The 13,797-nt window shown below is 43.9% G+C and carries 7 protein-coding genes; 5 read left to right on the top strand and 2 right to left on the bottom strand.

Features of this window, described 5'->3' with window-relative positions:
- Positions 1 to 8 precede the first annotated feature (8 nt).
- Together nrfA and nrfH are read right to left on the bottom strand one after the other, a co-directional pair.
- On the bottom strand, positions 9 to 1,490 hold the full coding sequence (nrfA, locus tag K429_RS0121385) for an ammonia-forming cytochrome c nitrite reductase (RefSeq protein WP_007212199.1): 1,482 nt from the start codon (positions 1,488 to 1,490) through the stop codon (positions 9 to 11).
- A 21-nt stretch (positions 1,491 to 1,511) separates the two neighbouring features.
- Positions 1,512 to 2,102 (bottom strand): cytochrome c nitrite reductase small subunit, encoded by a 591-nt coding sequence (gene nrfH, locus K429_RS0121380; protein WP_022210562.1) that lies wholly within the window; start codon positions 2,100 to 2,102, stop codon positions 1,512 to 1,514.
- Between the two features lie 161 nt (positions 2,103 to 2,263).
- Here nrfH and K429_RS0121375 point away from each other — a divergent pair, with 161 nt between their 5' ends.
- The 5 genes from K429_RS0121375 (at position 2,264) to K429_RS0121355 (ending at position 13,786) form a co-directional block, all read left to right on the top strand.
- A complete protein-coding gene (locus tag K429_RS0121375; protein ID WP_029327977.1) occupies positions 2,264 to 5,014 on the top strand; it encodes a heparinase II/III family protein in 2,751 nt (916 codons plus the stop codon).
- A gap of 152 nt (positions 5,015 to 5,166) precedes the next feature.
- On the top strand, positions 5,167 to 7,983 hold the full coding sequence (locus K429_RS0121370; RefSeq protein ID WP_044097030.1) for a two-component regulator propeller domain-containing protein: 2,817 nt from the start codon (positions 5,167 to 5,169) through the stop codon (positions 7,981 to 7,983).
- 306 nt (positions 7,984 to 8,289) lie between these two features.
- Positions 8,290 to 8,805: a sigma-70 family RNA polymerase sigma factor gene (locus K429_RS0121365; protein ID WP_007212192.1), complete on the top strand. Its 516-nt coding sequence runs from the start codon at positions 8,290 to 8,292 to the stop codon at positions 8,803 to 8,805.
- Positions 8,806 to 8,851: 46 nt separating this feature from the next.
- A complete protein-coding gene (locus K429_RS0121360; protein WP_029327974.1) occupies positions 8,852 to 12,058 on the top strand; it encodes a TonB-dependent receptor in 3,207 nt (1,068 codons plus the stop codon).
- Between the two features lie 12 nt (positions 12,059 to 12,070).
- Positions 12,071 to 13,786, top strand: coding sequence for a RagB/SusD family nutrient uptake outer membrane protein (locus K429_RS0121355; protein WP_022210559.1), 1,716 nt, complete (start codon positions 12,071 to 12,073; stop codon positions 13,784 to 13,786).
- Positions 13,787 to 13,797: the final 11 nt, after the last annotated feature.

The following is a 13,797-nucleotide window of genomic DNA, read 5'->3' as shown; positions in this document are numbered from 1 at the left end:
TCTCTGTTTTATTTCTGGGCCAGGCGACCGTTAGCTTTCGCTTTTTCCAGCCACGCAGGTACAGTTGTTTTCAAGAATTTCTCTTTAGCAGCTCTTTCCGCATCCATGTCGAGACCAATGTATTGTTGCGCTTTCTCTTTGGTTGAAATATCCGGCATCGGCACATCATCCGTAAAACCATGCTTAGCCAATACTCTTGATACAGCCAGACGAGCCTGCATAGCCTTGTCCAATCCATGTGAAAGGATACGTTGGATTTCCTGCGGAGCATGGAAAGAACCACCGTGAGAAGCCACACCGAAATCCCAACGCCACTGCGCCTGACGGATAAGGGCAAGTACATCTTTCATCTGATCTTCCGTAGCCCCCTTGTCCCATGCAAACTTAGCTTCGATATGAGCCTTAGCGAGTTCCTGTTCCAAACGGTTACGTATTTCGTTAGCCTTACGTTGACGTTCGTACACATTGTTACGCAGTGTTTCTTCACTTTCGCGGTGGCAAGTCTGACAAGTGCGGTCTATCATCGCCAGCGGGCTTTGAATATGGTGATCGCTGAATTTCACACCACCTTCGCTCTTATAAGGCATGTGGCAATCTGCACATGACACACCTCTCTGACCGTGAATACCCATCTGACAGATTTCATAATCAGGATGCTGCGCTTTCAATATCGGAGCACGGCTCAGTTTATGAATATAGTCATAGAAACCTTCATTATCATAATAAGCCTCCATATCTTCCACAGTAAAGCCTTTATCCCAAGGGAAAGTCAGGTACTTACCATCACCTTTGAAGTAATATTCCACGTGGCACTGCGCACAAACCAGCGAGCGCATTTCCTGCGGAGTAGCTTTCGTAATATCCTTACCCTGGCGTGCAAAAGCCTCGATCAATGCCGGACGGCTGATGTGCAGGTTCATATTTTCCGGTTCGTGGCAATCGGCACATCCGATAGGATTTACAATCTCATCACCCATTGCTCCCCACTTATTATTATAGAATGCATCCACACCGATAGCCTCCATCATACGGGGAACATCCGGACTCTTACATGTCCAGCAGGTAGACGGTTGCGGGCCATCTTCGGGAGTAGCAGGTGCACCCGTACGAAGACTTGCCGTAATATCCTCTATCGCATGCATATGGCCACGCGGAGTCGAATAGTCCTTTGAGAAAGCATATCCTGCCCACAGAACTACCATTTCAGGACGTTGCTCCAATACATCGACTGCAATGTTTCCGTTGAATTCACTCTGGAAATCTGTCTTCGCTGTTTCCGTCCAAGTCTGATATTCACGGGGGAAATCACTTTTGAACACTTCATTACGGGCTTCAATGCCTGTAATAACAGTCCTGCGGTTATTGAACACGCTTTCTAATTCCGCCCGCCTCTCCATCAGTGCGGAAACACATAATCCTAATACAAACACGACTACCATCGAACCACCGAACAGCAGCCAGCCTTGCCATGACTTCAATTTCTTTTCCATAAGTATATTGATTTTATTTCATTATTTCTTAAGCATCTTTTGCAGCCAGTCCGGAACGGGCGATTCGGGATAAGGCACCAGTGCATTGGGAGTAGATGACAACGAATTGCTTCCACCATGCGGCACATCCCGGTGACAATCCCAGCAAGCCTTACCCTCGCCTACCTGAGACATCATATAATCTATTTTTCCGGTTTTCACAAACTCCGTATTCAACTGCGTATGGCAACGAATACAGTTGTTCATAATCACCTCTGAACTGGCTTCATGCGCCCTGATAACCTGCGGCTCGCTCTTTGTCAAAAAAGCAGCTACATGCTTCATACCATCCATCCCTTTGAATGTCCATTTCTTAACGGCATTCTCATGAGGAACATGACAATCATTACAAGTGGCATCCCGACTATGTGAACTGTGGAACCATGTAGCATAGTAAGGTGCCATAATATGACAGTTCACGCACGCTGACGGCTCATCCCCCAAGTAGGTATGCGCCCGCAGCAAATACATGAACAAGCCTCCCCCGCCTACCACAACACCGCAAATTATTATCGCAGCCACTTTCCATTTGTACGAAGGTAAAAACCTGTTTATAAATGACAATTTCTTCATAGGAAATAGTATTTTTCACAAAAGTAGGGGCTTTATTTTTAAAAAAGTGTAATAATGATTACATCTTTTATACAGTCTTGCGCTATCTTTGAAGAATTTCGTTGAGTAATTATCCACCCTCATCCGTATATTCTTTAAACACCTAATGTTATTGATAGAATATGAAAGTACTTAGTTTATTGATATGTCTTCTCTTTTCAGGGATATTACAAGCTCAGGAGGTGAAAATCGCCTTCCAACAGCAATTGCCGAATAGCCATCCACGTTACCTGACAGACAGTAACGGTAAGAGTGAAACCCTGAATCTGATAGAAAAAGAAGATTGGGCAAAAGACGTATTTGAGAAATTGAAAAAGCGAACCGATCTTTATGCTAACCTGACAGACGCCCAACCGGACTGGTTACTTTCGCGCCTTGCCATGTATTGGAAGTCTCATGCTACGGATGTATATATAAAAGGTGAAACCTTCGACCATGCCGGAGGCGAAAAAGCACCGGCACCCACCGTTCGCTATACCGGTACGCGTGGCACATTCGCCACCCACGGACGTCCCCGTCTGGAAGATGTAGTGCCATACGATGACGATGCTGAAGGAAATGTGACCTTCTGTAACAATGCCCTGCCCGGCCGCCCCATGGAGAGTGTACATCCTTCTAAAACCGGCCGTAACATCGAAAGCCTGAACCGTGAAATCATGGGTATCGCCCGTGATGCCGCCTTCCTTTACTGGCTTACCGGAGAAGAAAGATATGCAAAACTTGCCGCCGGAGTATTCGATACCTATATGACCGGTATCTATTACCGGAATGTTCCTATCGACCTCAACCACGGCCATCAGCAAACGCTGGTAGGAATGAGTTCTTTCGAGGTTATCCACGAAGATATTCTTTATGATATCGTTCCCCTTTACGATTTCCTGTATGACTACCTGAATACCCGGCATACCGACAAGATGGATATATACGCAGGAGCTTTCAAGAAATGGGCGGACAATATCATTGCAAACGGTGTTCCTCACAATAACTGGAACCTGATGCAGGCTCGCTATGTTATGAATATCGGTATGATACTGGAAAACAACAAGCAATATGCCGATGGTAAAGGGCGCGAATATTACATTGATTATGTACTCAACCGTTCCAGTATTCGCCAATGGAGTCTGACTAAATTAGCCGATTATGGCTTCGATCCGAAAACAGGTATCTGGGCCGAATGTCCCGGGTACAGCAATGTAGTACTGAATGACTACACCAGTTTTGCTACTCTCTTCGACCGGAATCTGAATTATGATCTGGTGAAAGCAATGCCGGTTCTCTCTAAAGCGGTAGTCGCTACTCCGCAATATTTGTTCCCCAACCGGATGATCTGTGGTTTCGGTGATACCCACCCGGGATATCTGAACACCAATCCTATATCCCGCATGATACGAAACGCGCAGCACAACGGCAAGAAAGAGCAAGAAGAATATTTCACTGCCATGCTGAAATGCTTCCATCCTGATGCGGGAAAAACCAAAGACAACAAAAAAAGTGTCCCCGTTTCCATCAGTTCTTTCTTTGATGAAAAGCCATTGGAACTGAATCCCAATATCGAAGCCGGAAAAATAGAACAATATGTCTCTCCCTTCTTCTATGCACCGAACGTTTCCTGGCTGGTACAACGAAACGGAATGAATCCCCGTAACAGCCTTATGATATCTCTGAATGCCAGTGAAGGAAACCACATGCATGCCAATGGCATATCCATGGAGCTTTATGGTAAGGGATATGTTCTGGCTCCCGATGCCGGAATCGGCCTTTACTTATACAGCGGACTGGATTATCTGGAATATTATTCTCAATTTCCCAGTCACAACACGGTTTGCGTGGATGGCATTTCCAGTTACCCGGTTATGAAAAGTAATCACTCCTTTGATCTTAAATCCAGTTTCCCTGTTTCTTCCGAACCGGGAAAAGCTTTCACTTCCGTAACCTATAGCGATGTTTCTTTCCGTGAACCGGAAAGCCGTGCCGACCAGACCCGCATGATGAGTATCGTCACTACCGGTCCGGAAACCGGTTACTATGTAGATATCTTCCGCAGCCGGAAAGAACGTGGTGGTGATAAAATGCATGACTATTTCTACCATAATCTGGGGCAAACCCTAACACTGACAGGCACAGACGGTACAGACTTGAATCTACAACCCACCGAAGAACTGGCCTTTGCCGGTGCTCACCTTTATGCTTATTCTTATATCTATGATAAAAAGTCAGCTACTACCGACAAAGATATAAAAGCTACATTTACCATTGCCATGCCCGACAAGGATGACATTTCAATGAACTTGTGGATGAAAGGAGAAACGGACCGGGAAGTTTTCACCGCCTTGTCTCCCATGACGGAAGGTTTGAGCCGTACCCCAGGGATGCCATATAATATAAAAGAACAACCTACCCTGACATTTGTAGCCCGCCAGAAAGGAGAAGCCTGGAACCGACCATTCGTCGCTATCTATGAGCCCTCATCCGTAAAAGAACCCGGCTGCATTGCCGAAGTAAGCTTCCCCGAAGTAAAAAGTAAAACGGAAAACAGTGCCACCAGCATATGTGTTGTACAAAAAGATGGACGTATAGATTATATCCTGTCATCAGATACCCCCACGGATATCTGCACCAGTGGAAAAATGAGTGCACAAGCCACCTATGCTTTATGGGGAAATAAAAAGGGCGATGACTGTACCTTCTTTTTAGGACATGGCACTTTGCTAAGTACCCCGAATGTAGTTATCAAGGCGGAAACTCCCGCAGAGATATTACTGGAATTCAAGAAAGGGGCATGGTACTACACTGCATCCGCCGATTGCGCCATCAGTATCAAAAAGAAGACGTATAAACTAAAAGCCAATACAGCGGAAATGGAATTGAAGTGAAAACAATAGCATCAAATCCATATCATCTCCGTATCTGATCCGTACCCTGTCCGCAAGCCAATAAGTCAGCAAAGACTCTTCGACTGCCGAATAATCATCCTAAACCCGAATATTTTCGTTCTTTTTCCTTATATTTGCTGTACAGAAACATAATGTATAGAAACGAAAGATACCATATCGTGAAAAACATATCGAAATATATCATCCTGCTATTCCTGCTGTTTGGCTTCCTTCCGGGCTATTCGCTCCCCTCTGTCTTCCGGGGACTGTCCGTCACCGAAGGACTTTCCGACTTAGTAGTAAATGCACTTTATAAAGACTCCATTGGCTATGTTTGGATAGGTACCGGTAATTCTTTGGAACGTTTTGACGGCACACGTCTGAAACATTTCCTAATTTCCGGAGCGAATGAAAAAATCAAGCGAGTCAATGCTATCGCCGAAATGGAAGGCAACCAGATATGGATGGGAAACGGCATGGGACTTTGGCGGATAAATACCGAAAAAGATATTCTCGAACCGATTGCTGCTGAAACTTTACACTATGGCGTCCGGACGCTCCTACCTGATGGGAAAGGTACTTTATATATAGGAAGTGAGGCCGGTCTGTTTATCTATAAAAACGGGAACCTGGAACAAAAGCTCATAGATCCCAATGTCCTTTCAGCCTCTAATATCATCACCGGACTAAGTCTTAGTGAGGATGGCATTCTCTGGATAGCCACCAACGACGGACTTTATTCCCTGACACTTGCCGACAAGAAAATCGTCCCTTATCATAATATAGTAGAAGACAAACATTTTTGCTCTTACAACAATATCACCCGCATCGGCAACGTACTTTATCTGGGTACTATGGGCCAAGGTATTATCAGCTTCGATACACAAACACATAAGTTCAGGCCCTTCATCGATGTAGGATGCAATGTGATATCTTCGCTGTCCGGTGATGGGAAAGATATGTTGTATGTGGGTACGGATGGAAATGGAGTACATTTCATTTCTACCAAACAAATGAAAGTTCTACGCTCTTTGCGCCACGAACCGGGAAAAGACGAAAGTATCCGTTCCAACTCCGTGTACTCCCTTTTAGTGGATCGTGACGGGCTTATCTGGATAGGTTTCTATCAACTGGGATTGGATTACAGTCTGTACCAGAGCGGACTTTTCTCTACTTACAGTTATCTCCCGTATTTTGACTCCAAAGATATGCCTGTACGCAGTATTGCAATTACCGAGCATGAGAAATTAGTCGGCTCCCGCGACGGCCTATTCTACATAAACGAAGAGCAACGACGCTTCAAAAACTTTAAATCTCCCGAATTGCGTTCCAGTATGATCTTCTGTATCTACAAATTTCAGGATAAATATTATATCGGAACCTATGGCGGGGGTATGTACATATTCAATCCTGCTGATCTTACTATTCACGACTTCGAACCTAATGAACCGCAACCTTTCATGCGGGGACAGATTTTCAGTATAAAAGCGGATAACAAAGACCAATTGTGGATAGGTACCTCAATGGGCCTCTATTGTTATAAGGATGGGAAAAGAATCAAGCAATATACCAGTGCCAACTCCAAATTACCCGAAGGGAATGTTTACGAAATCTATTTCGACTCCACACATAAAGGATGGATTTGTACAGAGAATGGCATGTGCATCTGGGACCCCTCTTCTGAAAGTCTGAAAACCGACATCTTCCCGGAAAACTTTATTCATAAAGAAAAGATCAGAGTTGTATATGAAGACTCCGACCATAATCTTTATTTCCTGCCGGACAAAGGAAGTATGTGTATATCCGATCTCTCCATGAGCCGTTTCAGAAGGCTACAACCTGATACACAACTGGAAGGAAAAGATGGTATGTTTATTCTGGAAGATGACGAAAAATGGCTCTGGATAGGAACCAATAACGGACTCTACCGCTACGACAAGAAAGAAACTTTTATTCCTTATAATTTCATTGATGGTATTCCCAGTTCTATTTTCACACTGTGCCCTCCCGTACAGGATCAACAGGGAAATATATGGATGGGAAATTCCAAAGGGCTGATTTATATGAACTTCAAGCAAAATAATCAGATGAAAAGATACACTTATCCGCTGACGATTACAGATATTTACGTCAACGGAAAGAAATCGCTTCATCCTGTTGTTGAGAGTGGGAAAGTCCCTGAAATACAACTTGAATCCTCCCAAAACAACCTGACATTTCACTTCTCCGGTTTTACCTATACCGAACCGGCTTATATGACTTATGAATACAAATTGGAAGGTGAAGATGAGGACTGGCAGATATTGACCGGAAAGTCGGAAATTACTTATTATGATTTGTCATCCGGAAACTATCTTTTCAAGCTACGCTATATCGGAAATCCAGATTCTGAAGTACGTACCGCCGTCCACATTGCCTATCCTGTAGAAACGTGGAGCATCATCGCCGTTTCCATTGCTTTAGCTTTTATCGGCTATATTTACTATCAGCGGAAAAGAAAAGCAAGGCAAACGAAAAATATTCAAATCCAGCTTCCGGAAGATGTGCAAGAACCCGAAAAGCAAGAAAAGACAGTAGAATTGAAATATAAGACCAATAAGATAAGCACGGAAGAATGTCAGCGCCTGACAGAAAAGCTGGAGGCTCTGATGCATCGTGATAAGCCATATACGAACCCGGATCTGAAAATTGCCGATCTGGCAACCATGCTCGGCAGGTCAGCACATACTTTATCTTATCTGTTCAATCAACATCTGAACCGTAATTATTACGATTACATCAATGATTACCGTATTGAGGAGTTCAAGCGTCTTATCAACGAAGATGAATATTCCAAATATACACTGGGAGCACTTGCCGAACTCTGTGGTTTTAGCTCACGCGCCTCCTTCTTCCGCTATTTCAAGAAGGCTACCGGCATCACTCCCAATGAATATATCCGGAGCATCGGAAAGAATAACGACGAATAATCTATAGCATTTAAGATATACTCCATCATTTTCTGCACTTATCTTTCAGAATATCGAAAGATAAGTGCATTTTTATTGCAATAAACAGCAAGAATATTCTGTCCAACTTACCTCCGGAGTCTCAAATTATTAGTTGATACTACGAGTCTCAAATTCTTAAGCCACTATATTACAGCAAATTAATTAGTTTTCAGTCTAAGTTAATGAGATGAGATTTGTTAAGCACTATAAAAAATTGTTTTCCGTTTTTTACCTTTTATATTTGCAATCGTAAAGCTAACGTAAAACGTAACCAAAGTCTGAAGCATGGAAAACAAAAAGATGACATCCGTTCAATTGATAGCTGACTCTTATACGAGTTACCACCGCTCCGTCTATCTCTATATATGTTATAGGATAAACAATAAAGAGGAAGCTGAAGACATAGCCCAAGATGTATTTCTGCGTTTAATGGACTATAAGCAAATGCTCCGTCCGGATACCGTAAAGTTTTTCATTTACACCATATCCCGCAATCTGGTGAACGATTACCTGCGCCGTCACTATAAGAAGCAAGAAATAACATCTTATATATATGATCATGCAACGACCTGTACCAATGAAACGGAAAACCAGATTGTTGCCAATGATTTACTGGCTTGTGAGAAGCGCAAATTGCGCACTCTTCCGGAACAACGCAGAAAGATTTATATCATGAGCCGTTTTGAAGATAAATCCTCATCGGAAATTTCCGCCAAATTGAACCTTTCACGCCGTACGGTCGAAAACCATTTGTTTATCAGCCGGAAAGAAATACGTGAATATATGAAACAATGTATCTAATTAGAGTACAATAGAAATAATAGTGTTAATTTTAAATTTATAAATTATGAAGAATGAATTTCTGAAATTCTCATCGAAAAGAATTTTATTCTCAGCAGCAATGGCATCTGCGCTCTGTGTAGGTAGCCCGCAGCAGGCTTTTGCCAATGTAAATGAGGTACAAGCCATTATGCAGGCCGGTACAGTAAAAGGTACCGTAGTGGATGCTACCGGTGAACCCATCATTGGTGCCAACGTTATGGTGAAAGGCACCACGAACGGTTGCATTACCGACATTGACGGTAATTTCAGTCTGAGTAATGCAAAAGGTACTTTAGTGGTTTCATTTATAGGCTATAAGTCACAGGAGATTGTGGTAAAAGGAAATGAAACCAATCTGAAAGTGGTTCTAGCAGAAGATTCGGAAATGCTGGACGAAGTGGTAGTTGTGGGTTACGGCACACAAAAAAAAGCTACAATGACCGGTTCGGTAACAGTGGTGAATCAGAAGATGTTAGAGAATAAAGGAACAATGTCCAGTCCTGTACAGGCATTGCAAGGACAGGTTCCCGGTGTCATTATCACGCGTAATTCTACAGCCCCGGGCGATGAAAGCTGGAATATGAGTCTGCGCGGTGCAGTTTCAAAAAACACTACCAGTCCATTAGTCATTATCGACGGCGTGGAATATGAAAGCGTAAACGAATTGCGTTTGTTGAATCCCTCTGATATTGAGTCTATCAACTTCTTGAAAGATGCTTCAGCTTCCATCTACGGTAGCAAAGCTGCTGGTGGTGTAGTATTGGTAACTACCAAGAAAGCCCAGGCAGGCAAAGTGCAGGTAGACTATAGCGGTTCGGTAACAAGTAAGTTTATCGGTCTGTCTCCTCATCTGATGAGTCTGGAACAATGGGCTTCCTCCGTGATAGATGCACGTACCAATGACGGTTACGGTGACGATGATACCTGGATGCGTTATGCAAAACTAGCATTGGCGTATAAAAATCAGTATATCAATCTTGACCATACAACAAATCCCTTTGGTAATGCCTTCACAGACGTAGCAGACTTTGTATTTTTCGATACCAACTGGCAGGATATCATGTGGGGAACAGCTGCTTCCACGCAACACGAACTTGCTATAGCTGGTGGTTCGGATGCCTCAAAATACCGTTTGTCTTTAGGCTATATGTATGATGACAGTAACTTGAAGTGGGGTAACAACAATAATAATCGTTATAACCTGCGCTTGACAAATACCTTTAAACTGTCCAACCGCGCTTCTATTGAGTCAGTGATAGCCTACAACCGTCAGGATCAAGTGGCACCTACACAGATTGGTTCGGCACTGACCACCAACTCACAGCAACCGGGTTTCCCATCTGCTACTGCTAATGGCAAGCCTTATGCATGGGGAACATGGGGCGCACCCAACTGGTATTGTGAATTGGGTGGTGACAACAAACTGAAAGTATCTGCTATCAACATCAGCGAGACATTCAGATACTCCATCCTGAAAGATCTGACTGCTTCAGTAACGGCCGGTTATAATACATCGACAGCCATCCGTGATAAACAAAGTAAAGCTATTGATTGGTATAACTATGCAGGTGACCGCGTGGTTCGTAGCAATCCGACCGAAGACAAGAGCTCGTATTCCAAATCCAATTCACGTACCGACTTTTACTCATTGTCCGGACACATCGACTGGTCGCATATCTTTGCCGATGTTCACGATGTAAAAGTGATGGTGGGGTCGCAATATAACCTAAAAGAGTATGAAGGCACTTTCCTCTATACAGAAGGTATACTGCCCTCATTGGAAATTCCTAATAGCACAAAAGATGTTGTTTACCTGAAGAACGGTGACGACAAATCAACCAAATGGCAAGAGGCAGTAATGTCTTACTTTGGTCGTATCAACTACAATTATCGTTCTAAATACATGTTGGAAGCACAGGGACGTTACGACGGTTCTTCCAAATTCCAGCCCGAAAACCGTTGGGTATTCTATTGGGGTACTTCTGCCGGATGGAGAATTTCAGAAGAAGCATTCATGAAGAACCTGTCATTTGTAGACGAACTAAAGCTGAGAGCTTCTTACGGTAGCGTAGGTAATCAGAGTGGCGTTGACCGCTATGACGGTGCACAGTTATACAACTTCACCCCCAGTGGCGGTGCATTGATAGGTAATGGAAAAATCTCTTATGTAGATACTAACGGTAAGTTGCCGAGTACCGACCGTACATGGGAACGCATCCATAACTACAATATTGGTCTTGATTTCGGATTCTTGCGCAACCGCCTGACGGGTACGGCAGAAATCTTCTGGAAGAAGAGTGACAATATGTTGATCGACGTAATCTACCCGGGTATTCTGGGTGACAAAGCTCCCACGGCAAACTACGGTGCATTCAAGGCACACGGTTGGGAAGGTATGATCAACTGGTCGGATAAGATTGGAAAAGTAAACTATCATATCGGCGGTACTTTTACCTACACCACCAACGAATTAGTGGATAACGGTGGCAGTGGAGCCATCAAAGCAGGTGTACGCTCCGACCGTGAAGGATATCCTCTGAATTCTGTATTCGGTCTCCGTTACTGTGGCAAGATCCAGACAGAAGAACAACTGAAAAAGTATGTGGATAAGTACAAAAACACCAGTACCATCGGTACACTCAACAATCTGCGCCTTGGCGATAACATGTTCGAAGATGTGAATAAAGATGGCAAACTGACAGAAGAAGATTTGGTATATCTGGGTACAGACGATCCTAAAGTACAATTCTCTATCAATGCAGGTCTGGAGTGGAATGGTTTTGACCTTGCCATCGTTTTCCAGGGAGCAGGCAAACGTACTATCTGGCGTGAGGAAAGTACATGGAGGATTCCGATGCGTGCCGTTTATCTGAACACGAGCGATCAGCACATAGGCAACACATGGTCTCCGGATAATCCGGGTGCATTCTTCCCTGCGCTGACCAACCAGTCCGAACTTAACAACTACAACTACCAATGCTCTTCATGGTCGGTAGAAGACGGAGCATATTTGCGCTTGAAAAATGTAACTCTGGGTTATTCACTTCCGGCTTCTCTGCTTGCCAAAACAAAAATATTAAGTAAGGCGCGCGTATATGTAACAGGTAGCGATTTGTGGGAACACAGCAAAATTAATGATGGATGGGATCCGGAAGCAAATCGTAAAGTGGACAACTCCAAGCGATATCCTTTCCTGCGCACTGTAACTTTTGGATTGAATTTAACCTTTTAATTGAAGACAAAAATGAAAAAATATACAATTAAATCTATTTTGATACTGGCAATAGGATGTATGTTACATTCCTGTCTCGACCTGGATCCGAAAGACCAGATTGCCGATGGTAACTATTGGCAGACTGCTACAGACTTCAAGTTATTCTCCAATCAGTTCTATGGCTGGACACGCGATTTTAAAAACAGCGTCTACGATGCCCCCCACTCCGATAAGCGTTCTGACCTTATCATGGATAAAGGCAGTAAAAATGTATTTGCTAACGGAACCAACAGCATACCGGCTTCCGACGGCAACTACACCGATGCTTACAATCGCATTCGCCGTACAAATATCCTCTTACAGAAAGCAGAGAGTTTTGCAAATCAGAGTGACATCGCACAATATATCGGTGAAGCCAAGTTTTTCCGCGCTTACTGCTACTTTGACCTGTTACAGCTTTTTGGAAATGTCATAGTAGTCACTACACCGATTGATGTTACTGCTCCCGAAATGCAAGCAGCACGCAACGACCGCAGCGAAGTAGCCGACCTCATCATTCAGGATCTGAAAGATGCCGCCGAATTACTTCCCGTCACTTCCACAGTGGAAAAAGGACGTGTAGGTCGCGAAGGCGCCTGGGCAATGCTTTCCCGTGTAGCACTCTACGAAGGCACATGGCAAAAGTTCCGTGGTAACACAGCTCGTGGCAAAGACTTGTTGGACATTGCGGCAAATGCAGCAAAGGAAGTGATCAACACTAAAAACTTCTCACTGTTTGCACCTGCTATCTTAGGCGACAGTGCACAGAAGTATATGTTTATCCTGGAAGATACGAAGTGTAACCCTGCCGGATTACAGAAAAGCGCCAATACGGAGTATATTTTCTCCCGCCGTCATGACGAAGCGTTGGCTCCTATCGGTGTAAATATCACAAAAGAGTGTTTGGCAAATGCCCAAATGATCTCTCACAAATTTGCTGCAATGTATCTCTGCCAGGATGGACTCCCCATTGAAAAATCGGAAGTATATAAAGGAGACCTGAAGATTTTGGACGAATATCTGAACAGAGATAACCGTATGATTTATACCCTCTGCAAACCTTATGAATATTTTTGGAGTAACCTGAATTCACGCGTTAACTGGACAGGTGATGCCGTTGACCGCGCCTCAGCTTCCATCAAAGGATTGGTACCTACCGGAGGAAGTGGTTATAACAATCAGAAGTGGGCTTGCGAACGCTATGTGAACGATACCTATGAAAGCTACGACTACCCCATCATCCGCTACGCAGAAGTTCTGTTGAACTATGCAGAAGCCGTATTCGAACGGGATGGAGCTATCTCTGACGAGGATCTGAATCTATCTCTCAACTTGGTTCGTTGCCGCATCAACGCCAAAATGCCTAAACTAACCAATGCATTTGCCAGCACTCACGATCTGGATATGAGAACTGAAATTCGCCGCGAACGTACCATTGAATTATTCAACGAAGGTTTCCGTATAGACGACCTGAAACGTTGGAAGACAGCTGAAACGGAAATGCCGCAAGATTTCCTGGGTATCAGATGGACAGGTACAGAGTTCCAGAACAAATGGCCGGGCGTTACCAATGAAAGAAACAGCGACGGTTTCATCATCCTGGAGTCAGGACGTAAATGGGAAGATAAGCACTATCTTTACCCATTACCTACCGACCAGTTGCAGTTGAACCCGAACCTGAAACAGAACCCGGGTTGGGGAGAATAAATCAATGTTTT

The organism is Bacteroides sp. 14(A) (assembly GCF_000526555.1).
GTDB lineage: Bacteria > Bacteroidota > Bacteroidia > Bacteroidales > Bacteroidaceae > Bacteroides > Bacteroides cellulosilyticus.
This window is presented reverse-complemented; position numbering and strand designations above follow the sequence as displayed.

What these genes read in the sequence shown, in the direction of transcription:
- K429_RS0121360 (WP_029327974.1), top strand. Translation starts at nt 8,852, where the DNA reads ATGAAGAATGAATTTCTGAAATTCTCATCGAAAAGAATTTTATTCTCA.
- K429_RS0121370 (WP_044097030.1), top strand. Translation starts at nt 5,167, where the DNA reads ATGTATAGAAACGAAAGATACCATATCGTGAAAAACATATCGAAATAT.
- K429_RS0121355 (WP_022210559.1), top strand. Translation starts at nt 12,071, where the DNA reads ATGAAAAAATATACAATTAAATCTATTTTGATACTGGCAATAGGATGT.
- K429_RS0121375 (WP_029327977.1), top strand. Translation starts at nt 2,264, where the DNA reads ATGAAAGTACTTAGTTTATTGATATGTCTTCTCTTTTCAGGGATATTA.
- nrfA (WP_007212199.1), bottom strand. Translation starts at nt 1,490, where the DNA reads ATGGAAAAGAAATTGAAGTCATGGCAAGGCTGGCTGCTGTTCGGTGGT.
- K429_RS0121365 (WP_007212192.1), top strand. Translation starts at nt 8,290, where the DNA reads ATGGAAAACAAAAAGATGACATCCGTTCAATTGATAGCTGACTCTTAT.
- nrfH (WP_022210562.1), bottom strand. Translation starts at nt 2,102, where the DNA reads ATGAAGAAATTGTCATTTATAAACAGGTTTTTACCTTCGTACAAATGG.